Here is an 18,930-nt window from a genome sequence, read left to right on the forward strand (position 1 = left end):
CCACCTTGATCGAGCGCCGGGACGAGTCTCGTCACGCGCACCAACACCCCTGAGGACACACCCCATGCATGCCCGCACGCTCGCTGCTGCCGTGATCACGGCCGCACTCGTCCTCCTGCCCACCGCCGCGCACGCCGGCTCCGACAGCCCGACCCCTTACACGGTCGCGGCCGACGGGCTCACGCTGCCCTCCGGCACGACGTTCGAGGCGGACGGCCACATCAACTACCGCGTGACGGCACCCGACGGCACGGGTGCGCAGACCTTCAACGTCCACCAGGCAGTCCCGCACAATGGCATCTGGCCCGAGGCGGCATATGTCGGGAAGAGCTACTACCCCTGGACGGCCCACCCTCAGTTCGCGGCGGCGTTCCCCGAGGGGTACTGCGTTGCCTGGGTGCAGGTCAGCCTGTACGACGAGCACTTCGGCGAGGGCGGCCAGCGCCCCGTCTGCACTGACGGCGGCACGCCGGCCGGATCGACGGATTCGGGAGAGCTCGAAGGCGCGACGGACACCACCGAAACGATCACCGCGCCCGACTCGACCGACGTGAGCGGCCCGACGGTGCCTGGCAGTCCGGTCGAGCCCGCGTCGCCGGACACCCAGGTGCTCGCCGCGGACAGCTCCTTCCGGAGCGAGGTCCTCGCGGACTCGACGGGCCAACTCGCGTCGACGGGCGTCGCGACGGGCCCCCTGGTCATGGCTGGGCTCGCCGCACTCGTCGCCGGCACGGCCCTCCTGGTGATGGTCCGTCGGCGGGACGACCAGGAGACCGCGAGCTGAACCGCGTGCGGACGGTCCCGCGCTGAGCGCACCGCGCCCGCTAGCGTGTGAGCGTGTCCACGACTCTCACCACCCCCCTGCCGACCGGCCGCCAGCACGTCCTCGAGCTCGGGGGTCAGCGCGCTGTCGTCACCGCCGTCGGCGCGAGCCTGCGCGAGTACACGGTCGACGGCCGCGACGTCGTCCTGCCCTTCGACGAGTCGGAGATCCCGCCGGCGTTCTCCGGTGCCGTCCTCGCCCCGTGGCCCAACCGTCTGCGCGACGGCGTGTACTCCTACGACGGGAAGACGTTCGAGGTCCCGCTCACGGAGCACCTCCGGCACACCGCGCTGCACGGGCTGGTCGATCACGCCACCTTCGAGACGACCGCCGCCACGGCGACGTCCGTGACGCTCGAGCACGTCATCGTCCCGACCCACGGGTACCCGTGGCCGGTACGCGTGCGGCTCACGTACACGCTGACCAGCACCGGCCTGCACGTGACGGCGGAGGGGACGAATCTCGGCGCGACGACGGCGCCGTACGGCATCGGGTTCCACCCGTGGCTGTCACCCGGCGACGGTGACCTCGACGACTGCACGTTGCAGGTCGACGCTGCGCGGCACGTGACTGTCGACGACCGGCTGCTGCCGACGGGGACGGAGCGCACGTCCGGCGACACCGAGCTGCGGTCCCCGCGGTCGCTGCGAGGTCTCGACCTGGACGACGCGTGGATCGACGTCGTCCGTGACCCCGACGGACTGTCCTGGATCCGGCTGGGCTGCCCGGACGGGCGGACGGTCGCGATGTGGGCGGACGCCGCGACGATGGCCTGGCAGGTGTGTACGGGCGACGCGGTGGCTCAGATCGCACGTCGGGGGATGGCCGCGGAGCCGATGACCTGCATCGCCGACGCGTTCCGGACCGGCAACGACCTGGTGCACCTGGCGCCGGGCGCCAGCCACACGATCACCTGGGGTCTCGCGCTCCTCTGAGCGGGGACGGACCCTGCACGAACGCAGCCGGCTCAGCCGTCGTAGTACTCGCCGTCGGCCTGGACGCCCTTCGTGAACTCCCAGTGCCAGCGCTCGTACGGGCCGCTGCCGCCGGGCTGCGCCCAGGCGGGGTTCTCCCAGCCGTACGTCGGTGCGTTCTCAGTGATCCAGCGCCACTTCGCGCCCGACGTCTGGTCCTGGCAGAGGTCGACGGCGAGGCCCCAGCCGTGGTTGCTCTTGCCGGGAACGGCGGCGAGGCCGCCCTTCTGCGCCTTCACCGACCGCTGCTCGGCCAGCGTGCGGTACCCGCCGCTGATGCACAGGTCGCCGCCGAACCGTGCGGCAAACGCCTGGTTGAGCTCCGCGAGGGAGACCGCCGCATCCGCGCGCAGCTTCGTGTGGTTGTCCCAGAGGTTGCACAGGTCGGCGGTCTTGAGCAGCCCGTTCTGGCCGGCGGGGCGCATCGACCCGTCGCAGCCGGGGAGCGCGGAACGTTCCTCGGTCCGGCTGGCGGTGGCCAGGTCCCGCGCCTGCAGGGCACCGTCGGTCGGCATCAGCGACGTCGGGGGCAGCGCGGAGAGCGGCGCCCCCGCCAGCGCCGAGACGGTGGTGGGAAGGGTGGAGTCCGCGAGGGCGTCAGAGCCGAACGCCACGGGGCTGGGCACGAGCCCCTGGCTGACCGGGATGACGACCGTGATGCCCGCCAGGACACCGAGGACACTGAGCCGCGCGGCGACGCGGGTTGACTTGCGGGAGCGGCGAGGGACGGTCCCGTGCGCGGTGACCTCGAGCTCGGGCACGTCCTCGACCCCACCCGCCGGGGCAGCAGGCGTGAGCACGACCGGCTCCGGGGCGACCGGCTCAGGCGCGTCGATCCGGATGGCCGCGGTGGGCGCCACTGCCCGGACCACCGTCGGGACGGTCGGCGCGACCGGCGCCTGGACCTGCGCAGGCAAGGTCGGGAGGGGCGTGGGAGTCGGCGCGGCGCTGAAGGGCGCCGGGGTCGCGGACCAGTGCGGGGAGGGCGCTGCGGGTGCCGCTGCGCGGGTCTGCGGCGGGGCCGCCGGCGCGGCCGCGCTGGCCGCAGGGGTGACTGGAGCGGCGGCTCGGACCTGCGCCGGGGTTGCCGGCGCGGCGGCGCGCGTCTGTGGTCCGGCCGACCAGGCGGAGCGGGACTGCTGCGCGGGCGCGGATCGCGCGATCGCTTCGGTGCCGGGCGTGGACCGAGGCGGTGCGGCGGGTCCGTGGTGCGCCCAGGACGGCACGTGGTGCGCGGCCGGGGAGTGGGGACCCGGGCGCGTGCCGGTCACGGGGATGGACCCGGACTCGGACCGCCGCTGGGCCTCACGGAGGCTGCGACGGGTGGGGGGCGTCGTCACTGGCTCCTCGCTGTGCGACCCCACGACACCTCCAGTCCTTCACGCGTCTCTGATCTGCCGCGACGTCGTCGTCGGGCGCGCTATAGGCGACCCCGGCGACCTGCGGTCACGAAACCATAACGGCTCGTAGACGCGCTTCCAACCCTCTGGACGCTCGTCCAGTCCAGAGACCGGACCTTCGGGGCGACACGCGGCGCGACACGCCGAACCACCTTCCGGCGAGTTCCCAGACGCTCCCCGCTCGGAGCTACCGCACACGGAGGAGTCGTGAGCGACGACGCGCCCGGACCGCCTCAGCCGACGCGCTCGGGCTCAACCGCGTCACCCCGTACGACCGCGCGAGAGCGTCCGCGACGGCTCGCGCGTCGGCGTCGCGCTCCGCCGTCGGGACGGGCGGCAGCAATCCGACGACGCTAGCGGACCGCCCGGTCCGGGCCCGTGACCTCTCCGACGGCGCGGAAGCACCGCACACGACCGGTCACGACAGCTGGCCTCGCTGCATCGCATCGCGCACCTCGCCCACGAGCTCCTCGAGGATGTCCTCGAGGAACACGACACCCACGGTGCGCCCGTCCTCGTCGACCCGCGCCAGGTGCGCCCCCGACCGCTGCATGGCCGCGAGCGCGTCCTCCACCTCGTCCTGCGGCCCGACGACCGCGAGCGCCCGCACCCGCCACGGCGGCACGGGGACGGTTCGCGCGGGCTCGTCGGCGTACAGGACGTCCTTCAGGTGCAGGTACCCCGTCGGCACGCCCGCGTCGTCGACGACCGGGAACCGGCTGAACCCGGTCCGGGCGACGAGCCGCTCGACGTCCTCGGGCGTGCTGCCGTCGCCGACGGTCACCAGCGAGCCGGTCCTGATCATGACGTCGGCGGCGGTGCGGTCCGAGAACTCCAGCGCACCGGCCAGCAGCCCTTGCTCGTCGTCGAGGAGACCCTCCGCCTGCGACCGCTCGACGATCGACTGGACCTCCTGCGCGGTGAACGCGGAGGCCACCTCGTCCTTGGGCTCGACCCCGAACAGCCGCAGCGTGTGGTTCGCGATCCAGTTCAACGCCCAGATGAGGGGCCGCACGACGCGGGCGACCCAGACGAGCGGAGGGCCGAAGAGCAGGACCGCGCGATCGGGTCCGGCGACGGCGAGGTTCTTGGGCACCATCTCGCCGAGCACGACGTGCAGGTAGACCACGATCGCGAGCGAGAGGACGAACGAGATCGGGTGGGTGAGGCTATCGCTGACGCCGAGCGCGTGCAGCGGCGCTTCGATGAGGTGCGCGATCGCCGGTTCCGCCACCACCCCGAGGCTCGTCGAGCACACCGTGATGCCCAGCTGGGCGCACGCGAGCATCAAGGAGACGTTCTCCATCGCCCACAGGACCGTCGTGGCGCGGCGGTCGCCCTCGCGCGCGAGGGGCTCGATGGCACTGCGGCGGGCGGAGATGATGGCGAACTCGGCGCCGACGAAGAACGCGTTCGCGGCGAGCAGGAGAGCGCCGAGGACCAGCGCCAGCGACGAGCTCATGACTCGTCCTCGTCGTCGTCGGTCTCGACTGCGCGCACGCGCACCCTCTCGACCCGCCGTCCGGCCATGGCCTCGACCTGGAGCAGGACCCGGTCGACGACGATCTCGTCGCCGGTGCTCGGGATCCGGCCCAGCTCGGACATGAGGAGCCCGCCGAGGGTCTCGTAGGGGCCGTCCGCGGGAACGCGCAGGCCGGTGACCTCCGCCAGCTCGTCGGGGCGCAGCACGCCCGGCAGCAGCCACGAGCCGTCGGCCGAGCGCGTGGTGGAGGTGCGTCGACGGTCGTGCTCGTCGGCGACGTCCCCGACGAGCTCCTCCACGACGTCCTCGAGCGTGACCACCCCGGACGTCCCGCCGTACTCGTCGACGACGACGGCCATCTGCAGGCCCAGCTCGCGCAGCTCGACGAGCAGGGGTCCCAGGTGCACGGTCTCCGGCACCCGCGGTGCCTCCACCATGAGGGCGGCCGACGGCACGTCGGACCTGCGCTCGTAGGGGACCCCGATGGCGCGGCGCAGGTGCACCAGGCCGACGATGTCATCGCTCGAGTCACCGATGACGGGGAAGCGGGAGTGCCCGGTGCGGCGGGCCAGGTCGATGACGTCGGCCGCCGACTCCTCGCGCCGCACGACGACGAGCCGCAGGCGGTCCGTCATCACGTCGACCGCGGTGAGCTCGGTGAACTCGATCGAGTTGGTGAGCAGCGTCGCGGTGGACTCGTCCAGCGTGCCGACCTCTGCCGAGCGTCGCACCAGAGCGGCGAGCTCCTGGGGCGACCGGCCGCCGGACAGCTCCTCGCGCGGTTCGACCCCGAAGCTTCGGAGCAGCGTGTTCGCGCTGCCGTTGAACGCGACGATGAGCGGGCGCAAGGCGCTGGTGAAGCCGCGCTGCAGCGGCGCGACCATGCGGGCCGTGGGCAGAGGCCGGCTGATCGCGAGGTTCTTCGGGATGAGCTCACCGACGACCATCGAGAAGCCGTTGACCAGGATGATCGCCAGGATGCCCGCGACGATGCCGCCCACCACCTGACCGAGCACGGACTCCTCGAGCGGGAGCTGCAGCAGTCGCACGACCGCCGGCTGGGTGGTGTACCCGAGCAGGATCGTGGTCAGCGTGATGCCGAGCTGAGCGCCGGAGAGCTCGGTCGAGAGGCGGCGCAGGGCCTTGATGACCGACTGGCTGCGGCGGTCGTCGGGCGAGGCCTGGCTCTCGACCAGCCCGGGGTCGAGCGTCACGAGCGAGAACTCGCTGGCGACGAACACCGCGGTGCCGAGCGTGAGCAGGATGCCCAGCCCGACCAGGAGCCACTCGATCAGCACGCCGTGCCGCCGTTCGGACGTCGAGGGTCACGACGAACGCCGACCCGGAGGTCGGCGCTGGTGAGGGCAGAAGAGAAAGATGAGTAAGGGCAGAGGTGGCCGGCAAGATCTCCCCCGGGCGCATCGGCCCGGGCGGGACGCCGGCAGCGACTTGAGCTGCTCATGGTGGGCTCGATCATACGGGCGGCTGCGCGTCTGCACACGGCCGGTGGACGCACGGGAGCGTCATCAGAGGTTTTTCTTGGCGTCCCTGTGCCACCCTGGCGACATGGCGAACGTGAGCGGTGGGCCGACGACGGCGGCCGGCGGAGCTGCCGGCACAACGGTCCTGGTGGTGGAGGACGAACCGGCCATTGCCCAGGCGATAGTGCACCGGCTCTCGGCCGAGGGCTGGACGGTCGAGGCTGTCGGCGACGGGCTCGCCGGGGTCAGTGCGGCGTCGCGGCTGCGACCTGACGTCGTCGTGCTCGACGTGATGCTGCCCGGCATCGACGGGCTCGAGGTGTGCCGGCGGATCCAGGCCGAGCGGCCGGTCCCGGTGCTGATGCTCACCGCCCGCGACGACGAGACCGACATGCTGATCGGCCTCGGCGTCGGCGCCGACGACTACATGACGAAGCCGTTCTCGATGCGCGAGCTGGTGGCTCGGACCAAGGCGCTGCTGCGCCGCACCGAGCGCGCCACGCGGGCCGCCGAGATGGCGTCCGCCGAGCAGCCCGACCCCCCGCTCGTCCTGGGTGACGTGACCGTGGACCGTGCCCAGCGACGCGTGCTGCGCGGGGACAGCGAGGTGCATCTGACCCCGACGGAGTTCGACCTCCTGCTCGCACTGGCGGCGACACCGCGCACCGTACTGACCCGTGAGCGGCTGCTCGCGGAGGTGTGGGACTGGGTCGACGCCAGCGGCACCCGCACGGTGGACTCCCACATCAAGGCCCTGCGCCGCAAGCTCGGCCCCGACCTGATCCGCACGGTGCACGGGGTCGGGTACGCGTTCGAGCCGAGCGACGCCACCCCTGGTGCCGATCGGCCCAGCGGGGCGAGCATCCCCGAGGGCGCGTGAACGCACCCCGGCACGTCCGCGGCGAGTTCGCCCGCTCGCGGCTCCCGGACATCCGGCCGCTGGACCGCCTGAGCTCGATCAAGATCAAGCTGGGCGTGCTCGTCGCGGCCACCGTCACCGCGGCCGCGTTCATCACCTGGCTGGGGCTCTACAACCACCTGGGTCCGTCGCGGACGCTGCCGATCGCGATCGCCGGATCGCTCGTCGTGACACAGCTCTTGGCGCGGGGCATGACGTCGCCGCTGCGGGAGATGACGCACGCGGCACGGCGGATGGCCGCCGGCGACTACAGCCGCCGCGTCCAGGCGACCAGCCTCGACGAGGTGGGCCAGCTGGCGGAGGCGTTCAACATGATGGCCGACGACCTCGAGCAGGCGGACGTGTTCCGGCGCGAGCTCATCGCCAACGTCTCCCACGAGCTGCGCACCCCGGTGACCGCGCTGCAGGCCCAGCTCGAGAACATCGTCGACGGCGTCACGGAGGCGGACCCGGCGACGATGCAGGCCGCGCTGGCGCAGACCGAGCGCCTGGGCCGGCTGGTGACCTACCTGCTGGACCTGTCGCGGCTGGAGGCGGGCGACGTCCCGCTCGAGATCGCCGACGTGCGGCTGCAGGACTTCCTGGAGGAGGCAGCCGAGGGCGCGATGCTCGTCGGCTCCGCCAAGCGGCTGACCTTCCCGGTCGTCGTCGAGCCGGCGGACCTCTCGGTCCCGGCCGACCCGGACCGGCTGCACCAGGTCGTGGCGAACCTCCTGCACAACGCGGTGCGGCACTCCCCCGACGACGACGAGGTGCGGCTCGAGGCGCGGCTGGTGGGTGCCGACGTGCGCATCGACGTGGTCGACCACGGCCCCGGGATCTCCCCCGAGCAGCGCCCGCACGTGTTCGAGCGGTTCGTCCGAGGCAACAACCCGGCGGTCACGGGTCAGGTCTCGACGGGTGGCACCGGCCTGGGCCTGGCGATCGTCCGGTGGGCCGTCGAGCTACACGGTGGGCGGATCGAGGTCGCGGACACCGAGGTCGGCTGCACGATGCGCGTGACCCTGCCCGCGGTCCACCAGGCCGTCGTCTGACCTTGTGTTCTAGTCGCGCTAGAACACTAGGCTCTGGGGGCATGACGACCGACGGCACGATCCTCGTCGAGCACCTCTCCAAGTCCTTCGGCCCGGTCCGCGCGGTGGACGACCTCTCCTTCCAGGTCAGCCCCGGCCGCGTCACCGGCTTCCTCGGACCCAACGGCGCCGGAAAGACCACCACCCTGCGGATGCTGCTCGGGCTCGTGCGGCCGACGTCAGGCACCGCGACGATCGGCGGGCAGACCTACGACCAGATCCGCCGACCGCTGCGCACCGTCGGGGCCGCTCTCGAGGCGGCAAGCTTCCACCCCGGCCGCTCGGCGCTCGATCACCTGCGGCTTTACACCCCTCAGGTCGGGGTCCCCGACGCGCGCGCCGGCGAGGTGCTCGAGCTCGTCGGTCTGTCGGCCGCCGCGGACCGTCGCGTCGGCGGCTTCTCGCTCGGCATGCGCCAGCGCCTCGCCCTGGCGACGACCCTCCTGGGCGACCCCCGGGTCCTGCTGCTCGACGAGCCCGCCAACGGCCTCGACCCCGAGGGCATCCGCTGGCTGCGCGGTTTCCTGCGCATGCTGGCTGCAGAGGGGCGCACCGTGCTGGTGTCCAGCCACGTCCTGTCGGAGGTCGAGCAGACGGTCGACGACGTCGTCATCATCGCCCGCGGCCGTCTCGCGCACGCCTCGACGCTGCCCGATCTGGCCCGCATGGCCCGCGTCCAGGTCCGCGTGGTCTCCCCCGACGCCGCCGGGCTCGCCGCGCTCGTCGAGCGCTCGGCGTGGACCCGCACCGACGCGGGCGACCCGCGGGTGGCCGAGCTCTGGGACGTGGACGTCGCCACAGTCGGTGCTGCGGCGTTCGCCGCGGGCGTCGAGCTGCACGAGCTGACCAGCCGAGACCCCGGGCTCGAAGGGTTGTTCCTCCAGCTCGTCGCCGCGGTCGGCCCGGCCGACGCCACGAACACGGTGGCCGCCTGATGCGCGCCGCCCTGGTCACCGAGTACCGCAAGCTGGTCACGACGCGGCTGTGGTGGATCCTCCTGCTCTGCATGGTCGTCTACATGGGTTTCCTGTCCGCCGTCCTGGGCTGGGGCATCTCGCAGGGGGGCGGGATGGCGAGCACCGGAGGGCAGGACGACCTCGTGCTGGCGCCTGACGCCGTGGTGCGGGCCGTCTACACGATCGCCGTGACGTTCGGCTACGTGTTCCCGCTGCTGGTCGGTGCGCTCGCGGTCGCCTCCGAGTTCCGGCACCAGACCATCACCCCGACCCTCCTGGCCGAGCCGCGTCGCACGGTCCTCGTGTCCGCCAAGCTCCTCTCCGCCGGCGTCCTGGGCCTGGTGTACGGCGTCGTCGGCACGCTCGCCGCCGTCGGCGCAGGCGCCGCGGTGCTGCTGCTGCTGGGCCAGCCGACGTTCCTCGACCAGGCCTCGACGTGGCAGACCATCGCTCTGTCCGCGCTCGCGCTCGGGCTCTGGGCGATCGTCGGCGTGGGGTTCGGTTCGGTGCTGACCAACCAGGTCGCGGTGATCGTGGTGGTCCTCGCGTTCACGCAGTTCGTCGAGCCGGTCCTGCGGTTCGTCCTGGCGCTGACCACGTGGGGGCCGGACGTCGCCGCGTACCTGCCCGGCGCCGCCGGAGAGGCGGTCTCGGGTGGCAGCTTCTATTCCGAGACCGGCGTGGGGTCCCTGCTCGAGTGGTGGCAGGGCGCCTTGGTGCTGCTCGCATACGGGGTCGGCCTGGCAGCGATCGGCCGCGTGACGACGTTCCGACGCGACATCACCTGAGCCCCGCCCGCACGTCTGGAAGCCCGAGCACAACCATGACCTCGAAGGGGTGACGACAACCTCGCCTTGAGGGGCGGCGAACGGGCACGTTGCCCCCTGTTGACCCGCGTGTGCTGACGAGGTGAAGACGACTGCGGATCCGTCTCGAACGGCCGTCCTGAGGCAGGCCGGAGTGCGCGCAGGCCGTAGTGTTGTCATCAACAGAAGTAGCAGTCGGACTAGCAGAGGCGCGGTCACGAACCGCAGCGGAAGTGGGCGATCCCAGCGTGACCCAGATGGCGGATCCTGACTCGACGCGTGCCGTTTTCGGCGCCAACGAGTGGCTCGTGGACGAGCTGTTCGAGCAGTACCAGAAGGACAAGAACTCGGTCGACCCGGCGTGGTGGGACTTCTTCGAGGGCTACAAGCCCGAGGAGGCCTCCACGAACGGCACGGCCTCGGCGACGCCTGCCGCCGCGGCGCCGGCGGTGTCACCTGCGAACGGCAGCCTGACACCCGCCGCCGCACCTCGCGGCGCACACGCGGCTCCAGCCGCGCCACCGGCCCCTGCCGCCGCACCCGCGCCCGCCAAGGCAGCCACGTTCGTGGAGCCGCCGCCGGTGACGTCGCCGATCGCGACCGCCCAGCCGGCGACCGCCCCGTACGCGCAGGTCGCCCAGCGTCCCTCGACCGCCGACGAGGCCGAGTCCACGGACGACGTGCAGAAGCTGCGCGGTCCGGCGGCGCGGGTCGTGACGAACATGGAGGCCTCGCTCGAGGTCCCGACGGCCACGTCGGTGCGCGCCGTCGCGGCCAAGCTGATGGTCGACAACCGCATCGTCATCAACAACCACCTGGCCCGTGGCCGCGGCGGCAAGATCTCGTTCACGCACCTCATCGGCTTCGCGATGGTGGAGGCGCTGGCGGAGATGCCGGCGATGAACACCTCGTACACGTTCGTCGACGACAAGCCGAGCGTCCTGACGCCGGCCCACGTCAACGTCGGCATCGCGATCGACCTGGCCAAGCCGGACGGCACGCGTCAGCTGCTGGTCCCGTCGATCAAGAAGTGCGAGACGCTCGACTTCGCCGGCTTCTGGTCGGCCTACGAGGACGTGGTGCGCCGCGCGCGCGGCAACAAGCTCACGGTCGACGACTTCGCCGGGACGACGATCTCGCTGACCAACCCCGGCACCATCGGCACCGTCCACTCGGTCCCCCGCCTCATGCAGGGGCAGGGCACGATCATCGGTGTCGGTGCGATGGACTACCCCGCCGAGTTCGCGGGCACCTCCGAGGACGCGCTGAACAAGATGGGCGTCTCGAAGGTGCTGACGCTCACCTCGACCTACGACCACCGGATCATCCAGGGTGCGCAGTCCGGTGACTTCCTGCGGATCATCGGCCGCAAGCTGCTGGGCGAGGACGGCTTCTACGACCGCGTCTTCGCATCGCTGCGGGTCCCGTACGAGCCGGTCCGGTGGGTGCGCGAGACCGCCGACCCCGACGCCGACGCCATCAAGCCGGCCCGGATCGCGGAGCTCATCCACTCCTACCGGTCGCGCGGCCACCTCATGGCCGACACCGACCCCCTGGCCTACCGTCAGCGCAAGCACCCCGACCTGGACGTGCAGACGCACGGTCTGACCCTGTGGGACCTCGACCGGGTGTTCCCGACGGGCGGCTTCGGCGGCAAGCCCCGCGCCAAGCTCCGCGAGGTGCTCGGCCTGCTGCGCGACTCGTACTGCCGCACCGTGGGCAGCGAGTACATGCACCTGCAGGACCCGCGCCAGCGCAAGTGGCTCCAGGAGCGGCTCGAGTCCGGGTACGCCCGCACGCCGCGCGAGGACCAGCTGCGCATCCTGCGCCGGCTCAACGCGGCGGAGGCCTTCGAGACCTTTCTGCAGACCAAGTACGTCGGCCAGAAGCGGTTCTCGCTCGAGGGCGGCGAGTCGGTCATCGCACTCCTCGACGCGATCTTGTCCAAGGCGGCGAACAGCGGTCTCGACGAGGTCGGCATCGGCATGGCCCACCGTGGCCGGCTGAACATCCTGGCGAACATCGCCGGCAAGTCCTACGCGCAGATCTTCAGCGAGTTCGAGGGCAACCAGGACCCCAAGTCGGTCCAGGGCTCGGGCGACGTGAAGTACCACCTGGGCACCGAGGGCACGTTCACCGCGGAGTCCGGCGCGACGACGGCGGTCTACCTGGCCGCGAACCCGTCGCACCTCGAGGCGGTGGACCCGGTGCTCGAGGGCATCGTGCGCGCCAAGCAGGACCGCATCGACCTGGGTGGCGACGGGTTCTCCGTGCTGCCGATCCTGATCCACGGCGACGCGGCCTTCGCGGGCCAGGGCGTCGTGTTCGAGACGCTCAACCTGGCGCAGCTGCGCGGGTACCGCACCGGCGGCACCATCCACGTCATCATCAACAACCAGGTCGGCTTCACCACGGGTCCGTCCTCGTCGCGCTCGTCGCAGTACGCGACCGACGTGGCCAAGGGCCTCCAGGTGCCGATCTTCCACGTCAACGGGGACGACCCCGAGGCGTGCGTGCGGGTGGCCGGGCTGGCGTTCGAGTACCGCGAGCAGTTCGACCGCGACGTCATCATCGACATGGTCTGCTACCGCCGCCGTGGTCACAACGAGGGCGACGACCCGTCGATGACGCAGCCGCTCATGTACAACCTCATCGAGGCGAAGCGCTCGGTGCGCAAGCTCTACACCGAGACCCTGGTCGCCCGCGGCGACCTCACCATCTCCGACGCCGAGCAGGCGCTGCAGGACTACCAGCAGCAGCTCGAGCGGGTGTTCACGGAGACGCGCGAGGACGGCTACACGGCGGCCCCGCCGGAGGCCGAGGCCGTCAAGGGCCTGGAACGCCCCGAGTCCCAGCTCGAGGACGCGGGCGTCATGGTCGGCTGGAAGACCGCCGTCGACGCCGGCACGCTGGAGCGCATCGGCCGCGCCCACGTTCGCCCGCCCGAGGGCTTCACGGTCCACCCGAAGCTGGCGCAGCTGTTGGCCAAGCGCGAGGCGATGTCCCGCGAGGGCGGCATCGACTGGGGCTACGGCGAGCTGCTGGCGTTCGGCTCGCTGCTGGTCGAGGGGACGCCGGTCCGGCTCGCCGGGCAGGACTCCCGTCGCGGCACCTTCGTGCAGCGGCACGCGGTGATGCACGACCGCGACACAGGCGCCGAGTGGACTCCCCTGCTGTACCTGTCCGCCGACCAGGCGAAGTTCTGGGTCTACGACTCGTCGCTGTCGGAGTACGCGGCCCTCGGGTTCGAGTACGGGTACTCGGTCGAGCGCCCGGACGCGCTGGTGCTCTGGGAGGCGCAGTTCGGCGACTTCGTCAACGGCGCCCAGACGATCATCGACGAGTTCATCTCGTCCGCCGAGCAGAAATGGGCGCAGCGGTCGTCGGTCGTCCTCCTGCTCCCCCACGGGTACGAGGGCCAGGGCCCGGACCACTCGTCGGCGCGCATCGAGCGGTTCCTGCAGCTCGCGGCCGAGGACAACATGACCATCGCGCAGCCGTCGACGCCGGCGTCGCACTTCCACCTGCTGCGTCGGCAGGCCTACGCCCGCCCGCGTCGCCCGCTCGTGGTGTTCACCCCGAAGTCGATGCTGCGCCTGAAGTCGGCGTCGTCCGACGTGGAGGACTTCACGTCGGGAACGTTCCGCACGGTCATCACCGACGACCTCGCCGCCGCCAAGGCCGGGCAGGTCACCCGTGTGCTGCTCTGCTCGGGCAAGGTCTACTGGGACCTGCTCGCGCACCGCGTGAAGACGGGCGACGAGCAGACGGCGATCGTCCGGCTGGAGCAGCTCTACCCGCTCGACGCGGAGGCGCTCCGTGCCGCCGTGGCGCCGTTCGACGGTGCCGAGCTCGTGTGGGTGCAGGACGAGCCGCGCAACCAGGGCCCGTGGACGTTCCTGTCGATGCACCTGCCGCAGCTGCTGAGCCGCACGCTGCGTGTGGTCTCGCGCAAGGAGTCGGCGTCGCCGGCGGCGGGGTCCGCGAAGAAGCACCAGGCACAGCAGGCGACTCTCGTCGAGACCGCGTTCGCGCGCTGACGGCACGCTGACCGAGAGCCGCACCCGACGGGGGTGCGGCTCTCGGTGCGTCAGGAGACGGGTGCCGGCGCGAACGTCCGCCGGTAGGCCTGCGGGCTGGTGCCGAGCGTCCGGGCGAAGTGGTGCCGCAGGACCCCGGCGGTGCCGAAGCCGCACAGCCGTGCGATCTCCTCGATGCTCGCGTCGGACCGTTCGAGCATCTCCTGGGCGCGCACCAGTCGCTGCCGGGTGACCCACGCGGCGGGCGTGGTCCCGGTCTCGGCGCGGAACCGGCGGGCGAACGTCCGCTCCGACACGAACGCGCGGGCCGCCAGGTCCGGGACGCTCAGCTCCTCCTCGAGGTTCTCGACCATCCAGGCGAGCAGCGGGGCGAGCGTGTCGGCGTCGCACGGCAGCGGTGTGTCGACGTACTGCGCCTGGCCGCCGTCCCGGTGCGGCGGCACGACCATCCGGCGGGCGATGGCCGACGCGGTGGTGGCACCGAGCTCGCGACGCACGAGGTGCAGGCAGGCGTCGATGCCTGCCGCCGTGCCGGCGCTCGTGATCACGCGGTCGTCGTCGACGTAGAGGACGGCGGGGTTCACGCGCGCCAGCGGGAAGGTCCGGCTCAGCTCGTCGGTGTACATCCAGTGCGTGGTGCACTGGCGGCCGTCGAGCAGGCCCGCCTGGCCGAGCGCGAACGAGCCGCTGCAGATGCTCAGCACCCACGCCCCGCGGGCGTGCGCGTCGCGCAGGGCGTCGAGCACGACCTCGGGCACCGGCCCCGAGCTGCTGTACGCAGGCACGATGACGAGGTCGACGTCCCGCGTGGCCTCGAGCCCGTGCTCGACGACGATCGAGAAGTAGCCGGCTTCCTTGGTCTTCACGATCCCGGGCTCGATGCCACAGATCGTGAAGTCGAACGAGGGTCCGCCCGTGTCGCTGCGGTCGATGCCGAAGACCTCGCACGCGACCCCCAGCTCGAAGGGCGCCACGTTCGGCAGGACGATGACCGCGACGGATCGGAGCATGCTGCCAGCATCCAAAGGTCCTGGCGGAATGTCAACGGTCATCGTCAGTTCTGCCACTCGTGGCGCGTTGTCGTCGAGCGCAGACTTTCTGCCATGACCACCTTCTGGATCGTTCTCGTGATCGTCGCAGCCGCCTGGCTCGTCGCCCGGCTGGTCGTCACGCTCCGCCACGACGGGCTCGGCAGCGCTGAGCCGCCGTCGTCCCACGCCGACTGGTCCGACACCGCGTCCGGCCTGCCGAGCCACCCGTACCGCAGCGCCTGACGTACCGGACCTACCACACGGTCGCTTCACACGTTCCCCCACGACAGGCCCGCCGATGAACCCGCGGACGTCGCCGCACCCTGAGAGACTGGTGGGCGACGGCCGTCACCGGACGGCTCGTCGGGGTCGGACGGCGAGAGGTGACGCGCGTGGGAGAGCTGCCGCTGCGACTGGCGGTGGTCGGTGACGAGCTCGTCGCCGGCGCGGGCGACCCCAAGGGTCTCGGCTGGGTAGGCCGTGTGACGGCTCGGACGCCGACACCGGACCCGCTCACCGTCCTGACGCTCGCGGTGCCCGGCGAGACCACCACGGAGCTCGGTGCGCGGTGGGACGACGAGGCCTCGCGCCGCTGGTCGCCCGACACCGACAACCGCCTGGTGGTCGCCCTCGGCCGCGCCGACGTCGCCGCCGGCCTCTCCCTGGCCCGCAGCCGGCTCAACCTCGCCAACATCCTCGACGTCGCGGACCAGCGTCGGATCCCCGCGTTCGTCGTCGGCCCGCCGCCGGGGCCGACGGCCGACAGCGAGAAGCTCGCCGACCTGTCCGCCGCGTTCGCGGACGTGGCGGCTCGGCGACGCGTGCCGTTCGTGGACACCTACACGCCGCTGGCCGCGCACGACCAGTGGCTGGGCGACCTCGCGGCCGGCGACGGGGTGCTGCCCGGCCAGGCCGGGTACGGCCTGATGGCCTGGCTGGTGCTGCACACCGGCTGGCACGCGTGGCTCGGCCTGCCCGACGACGGCGCCTGACCTCAGACCCGCGTCAGCGCAGGGTGCCGCGCACCGCGGTCAGAGCCGAGTCCAGGACGGTGCGCAGCGTGTCGAGCGTGAGCTGCTCGACACGTCCGCCTGCGTCGGCGCCGCGCAGGTCCGCCCGGATCTCGTCGCGGAACCGGTGGATCATCGCCTCGGCGTCCATGTACCGCACGTGCGATGCCAGGCGCGGGTCGTCCGGCGGCACAGTGGCGTGCGGGACCGCCGACGCCCGAGCCTGCTGGGCGGCCGCAGCCAGATCGGCGCGCAGCCCGCGCATCGACCCGCGGACGTCCTCGCGCACCTGCGCGGCACGCGCCCGGACGGACTCGGCGATGCCCTCCTCGAGCTGGCTCAGCTCGCCGCGGCGCGCCTGGAGCTCCGCGTAGCCGGCTTCCGTGAGCGCGTAGGTGCTCTTGCGCTCCTCGTCGACCCGCTGGACGAGCCCTTCCTCCTCGAGGCGGGCCAGACGCGGGTAGACCGTGCCCGCGCTCGGGCGGTACGTGCCACCGAACCGGTCCGACAGCGCGGTGATCAGCTCGTAGCCGTGCTTGGGGCCGCTCTCCAGGAGCGACAGCAGGTACAGACGCAGCTGGCCGTGCGCGAAGACGGGCGCCATCATCACGCGACCCCGGTCCCTGCACCGCGCAGCACCGTCACGTGCCCGGAGACCGTGCTGGCCGACACGAAGCAGGCGCCGTCGCCGGTGCGCAGGTCGACCTTGCGGTGACCGGGCGTCGTGCCCTTGTACTCCTCACCGTCCACGACGAGCCGACCCGACACCGACTGGCCCTTGACCTGCACGCCCTTGCCCTCCGGCAGCCGGACCGTGACGTCGCCGGACACGGTCGTCGCGGTCACCCTCGACGTCCCGGAGGTCACGTCGAAGGTCAGCGAGCCCGAGACCGAGTTGGCCTGCACCAGGCTCAGCTCCCCCGACGCGGCGAGCTCGCCCGAGACCGAGTTGAGCTTGAGGTCGCCACGGTGGTCGCGGACCACGATCTCGCCGGAGACCGTGTTGGCGCCGAGCCGTCCGCGGGTGCCGTCCGTGATCAGCGTGCCCGAGACGGTGGACACCGACGCGTCCTGCTCGATCCCGGCCAGCAGCCCGTCGGCCGACACGGTGCCCACCTTGGCGTGCACCTCGCGCGGCACCGCGAGATGGACGTCGGCCCGGTCCTTGCCGCTGAAGTTGCGGAACTTCTCCAGGAACCCGTCCCAGCCGCCCAGCGTGAACTGGTAGCCCACCCGGAGCTCGCCCTCTCCGGAGAGGCTGACCTCCAGGGGGCGCCCGTCGACGGCGTGCACCTCGATCCGGGCGCCGGGCCCGTCGTGCGCGACGACGTCGACGCGCCCGCCGGCAAGCTGGACGCGCAGGCTGGTGATCGCCTCGATCTCGATGATCTGCGGGCCGGCGACGACCCAGGACTCGCTTGCCATGATGCTCTCCATTCGCGATATATCTCGTTTCGCCCACACGATATATCTCGTTCGGTCGGGAGGCAAGATCTCGAGTCATATCGCGTCTCCTGAACGAGAAGAGCCCGCGACCGGGCGGTCGCGGGCTCTTCTCGTCGGGTCTCAGGACACGAGGCCGGCCTGCCGCAGCTCGACCGTGAGGTCGTGGGGGCTGGTCGAGGCGGCGAGCGCCTCGTCGTAGGTGATGACGTCGTCGCGGACCAGCTGGAACAGGTGCTGGTCGAACGTCTGCATCTTGTAGAAGTCGCCCTCCCTGATCAGGTCGATCAGGAGCGGGGCGTCCTCCGGGTCCAGGATCGCCTCACGCGTCCGGCCCGTGTTGACCATGACCTCGATCGCCGGCCGTCGGCCCGTCCCGTCGGCCAGCCGGACCAGCCGCTGCGACACGATGCCGCGCAGCGAGTGCGCCAGCGCGATCCGGACCTGCTTCTGCTCGTGCGGCGGGAAGAAGTCGATGATCCGGTTGATCGTCTCGGCCGCGTCGATCGTGTGCAGCGTCGACAGCACGAGGTGGCCGGTCTCGGCGGCGGACAGTGCCGCACGCACCGTCTCGACGTCGCGCATCTCGCCCACCATGATCACGTCGGGGTCCTGGCGCATCGCGGCACGCAGGGCGACCGTGAAGTCGGCGGTGTCCTGGCGCACCTCGCGCTGGGACACGATCGACTTCTTGTCCTGGTGCAGGATCTCGATCGGGTCCTCGATCGTGACGATGTTGACCTCACGCAGCGTGTTGATCAGGTCGACCATCGACGCCAGCGTCGTCGTCTTGCCCGATCCGGTGGGCCCGGTCACCAGGACCAGCCCGCGAGGCTCCAGGGCCAGCTCGCCGATGACTTCCGGGAGCGACAGCTCGGCCAGCGACTGCGCACCCACGGCGACCCGACGGAAGACCATGCCGTACGCGCCGCGCGCCTGGTAGGCGTTGACGCGGAACCGACCGACACCGGAGACCGAGAAGGCGAAGTCCGCCTCATGCTGCTCCCGGAACGTGTCGACCAGGTCGTCGGGCAGGACCTCCTCGAGCATCCGCTCGGTGTCCGCCGGCTTGAGGTCGGGCACCTGGAGCTTGCGCAGCCGCCCGTCGACACGCACGCGGGGCGCAGCACCGACCTTGCAGTGCAGGTCGGAGCCGCCCGTGCTCGCGAGGGCGTGCAGGAACGGGATCACGGACTGTGTCGGCTGGCTCACGCTCTGGATATCGGACGCCGAGGCCCCGCACTTGAGGGCACGCGATATGTGGGACCATGGAGCGAGTCCGGCGAGCAGCACGGGCGCCGACCCCCCGTACGTCGACGAAGGAAGATCCCATGAGCAAGCGAGGCCGCAAGCGCCGCTCCCGCAAGGGCAGCGCAGCGAACCACGGCAACCGTCCCAACGCCTGAGCGTTCCGGACAGGGTTCCCGAAAGACACGAAGGCCCGGAGCAGCGATCGCTGCACCGGGCCTTCGTCATGTGCTCAGGGTCTGC

General features: G+C 71.8%; 17 protein-coding genes. 10 read left to right on the forward strand and 7 right to left on the reverse strand.

Translation table 11 applies throughout. The features are described from left to right. The first annotated feature begins 64 nt into the window (after nucleotides 1-64). Together ASG23_RS07110 and ASG23_RS07115 are read left to right on the forward strand one after the other, a co-directional pair. Complete coding sequence (locus tag ASG23_RS07110; protein WP_056022179.1) at nucleotides 65-784, forward strand: hypothetical protein; 720 nt, start codon at nucleotides 65-67, stop codon at nucleotides 782-784. Between the two features lie 53 nt (nucleotides 785-837). Next, a complete protein-coding gene (locus ASG23_RS07115) occupies nucleotides 838-1,758 on the forward strand; it encodes an aldose 1-epimerase family protein (protein ID WP_056022779.1) in 921 nt (306 codons plus the stop codon). Nucleotides 1,759-1,790: 32 nt separating this feature from the next. Here the strand turns inward: ASG23_RS07115 and ASG23_RS19825 are convergent, their stop codons facing one another. The 3 genes from ASG23_RS19825 to ASG23_RS07135 form a co-directional block, all read right to left on the reverse strand. Next, on the reverse strand, nucleotides 1,791-3,137 hold the full coding sequence (locus ASG23_RS19825; RefSeq protein WP_157465570.1) for a D-alanyl-D-alanine carboxypeptidase family protein: 1,347 nt from the start codon (nucleotides 3,135-3,137) through the stop codon (nucleotides 1,791-1,793). A 478-nt stretch (nucleotides 3,138-3,615) separates the two neighbouring features. Continuing rightward, nucleotides 3,616-4,659, reverse strand: coding sequence for a hemolysin family protein (locus ASG23_RS07130; protein WP_056022188.1), 1,044 nt, complete (start codon nucleotides 4,657-4,659; stop codon nucleotides 3,616-3,618). Further along, complete coding sequence (locus ASG23_RS07135; RefSeq protein WP_056022191.1) at nucleotides 4,656-5,978, reverse strand: hemolysin family protein; 1,323 nt, start codon at nucleotides 5,976-5,978, stop codon at nucleotides 4,656-4,658. The genes ASG23_RS07130 and ASG23_RS07135 overlap by 4 nt, the downstream gene beginning before the upstream one ends. Nucleotides 5,979-6,246: 268 nt before the next feature. Between ASG23_RS07135 and ASG23_RS07140 the strand changes: the two genes are divergently transcribed. From ASG23_RS07140 to ASG23_RS07160, 5 genes are all read left to right on the forward strand, one after another. Next, nucleotides 6,247-7,041: a response regulator transcription factor gene (locus tag ASG23_RS07140; RefSeq protein WP_056022194.1), complete on the forward strand. Its 795-nt coding sequence runs from the start codon at nucleotides 6,247-6,249 to the stop codon at nucleotides 7,039-7,041. Then, entirely contained in the window at nucleotides 7,038-8,114 is a 1,077-nt protein-coding gene (locus tag ASG23_RS07145) for a sensor histidine kinase (RefSeq protein ID WP_056022197.1), read from the forward strand. The genes ASG23_RS07140 and ASG23_RS07145 overlap by 4 nt, the downstream gene beginning before the upstream one ends. Before the next feature lie 41 nt (nucleotides 8,115-8,155). Beyond that, the gene (locus tag ASG23_RS07150) at nucleotides 8,156-9,088 is read left to right on the forward strand and encodes an ATP-binding cassette domain-containing protein (protein WP_056022200.1); all 933 of its coding nucleotides are present in this window, start codon (nucleotides 8,156-8,158) and stop codon (nucleotides 9,086-9,088) included. Beyond that, a complete protein-coding gene (locus tag ASG23_RS07155; protein ID WP_056022203.1) occupies nucleotides 9,088-9,897 on the forward strand; it encodes an ABC transporter permease in 810 nt (269 codons plus the stop codon). The genes ASG23_RS07150 and ASG23_RS07155 overlap by 1 nt, the downstream gene beginning before the upstream one ends. A 275-nt stretch (nucleotides 9,898-10,172) precedes the next feature. Continuing rightward, complete coding sequence (locus tag ASG23_RS07160; protein WP_056022782.1) at nucleotides 10,173-13,955, forward strand: multifunctional oxoglutarate decarboxylase/oxoglutarate dehydrogenase thiamine pyrophosphate-binding subunit/dihydrolipoyllysine-residue succinyltransferase subunit; 3,783 nt, start codon at nucleotides 10,173-10,175, stop codon at nucleotides 13,953-13,955. 50 nt (nucleotides 13,956-14,005) lie between these two features. Here ASG23_RS07160 and ASG23_RS07165 read toward each other — a convergent pair whose 3' ends face one another. Further along, nucleotides 14,006-14,965 (reverse strand): GlxA family transcriptional regulator, encoded by a 960-nt coding sequence (locus ASG23_RS07165; protein WP_056022206.1) that lies wholly within the window; start codon nucleotides 14,963-14,965, stop codon nucleotides 14,006-14,008. A gap of 93 nt (nucleotides 14,966-15,058) precedes the next feature. On the opposite strand from ASG23_RS07165, the gene ASG23_RS19830 reads away from it, so the two are divergent. Both ASG23_RS19830 and ASG23_RS07170 read left to right on the forward strand, forming a co-directional pair. Beyond that, on the forward strand, nucleotides 15,059-15,229 hold the full coding sequence (locus ASG23_RS19830; protein WP_157465571.1) for a hypothetical protein: 171 nt from the start codon (nucleotides 15,059-15,061) through the stop codon (nucleotides 15,227-15,229). 149 nt (nucleotides 15,230-15,378) lie between these two features. After that, complete coding sequence (locus tag ASG23_RS07170) at nucleotides 15,379-15,978, forward strand: GDSL-type esterase/lipase family protein (RefSeq protein ID WP_056022209.1); 600 nt, start codon at nucleotides 15,379-15,381, stop codon at nucleotides 15,976-15,978. A 13-nt stretch (nucleotides 15,979-15,991) separates the two neighbouring features. Here ASG23_RS07170 and ASG23_RS07175 read toward each other — a convergent pair whose 3' ends face one another. From ASG23_RS07175 to ASG23_RS07185, 3 genes are all read right to left on the reverse strand, one after another. Next, nucleotides 15,992-16,600, reverse strand: a complete 609-nt coding sequence (locus ASG23_RS07175) for a PadR family transcriptional regulator (protein WP_056022785.1) — start codon at nucleotides 16,598-16,600, stop codon at nucleotides 15,992-15,994. A gap of 2 nt (nucleotides 16,601-16,602) precedes the next feature. Continuing rightward, entirely contained in the window at nucleotides 16,603-17,421 is an 819-nt protein-coding gene (locus ASG23_RS07180) for a DUF4097 family beta strand repeat-containing protein (RefSeq protein ID WP_056022789.1), read from the reverse strand. 141 nt (nucleotides 17,422-17,562) lie between these two features. Continuing rightward, a complete protein-coding gene (locus ASG23_RS07185) occupies nucleotides 17,563-18,651 on the reverse strand; it encodes a type IV pilus twitching motility protein PilT (RefSeq protein ID WP_056022212.1) in 1,089 nt (362 codons plus the stop codon). 119 nt (nucleotides 18,652-18,770) lie between these two features. On the opposite strand from ASG23_RS07185, the gene ASG23_RS20875 reads away from it, so the two are divergent. Next, nucleotides 18,771-18,845, forward strand: coding sequence for a 50S ribosomal protein bL37 (locus ASG23_RS20875; RefSeq protein ID WP_155859599.1), 75 nt, complete (start codon nucleotides 18,771-18,773; stop codon nucleotides 18,843-18,845). The last annotated feature ends 85 nt before the right edge of the window (nucleotides 18,846-18,930 follow it).

This window comes from Cellulomonas sp. Leaf395, assembly GCF_001424125.1.
Taxonomy (GTDB): Bacteria; Actinomycetota; Actinomycetes; order Actinomycetales; family Cellulomonadaceae; genus Cellulomonas.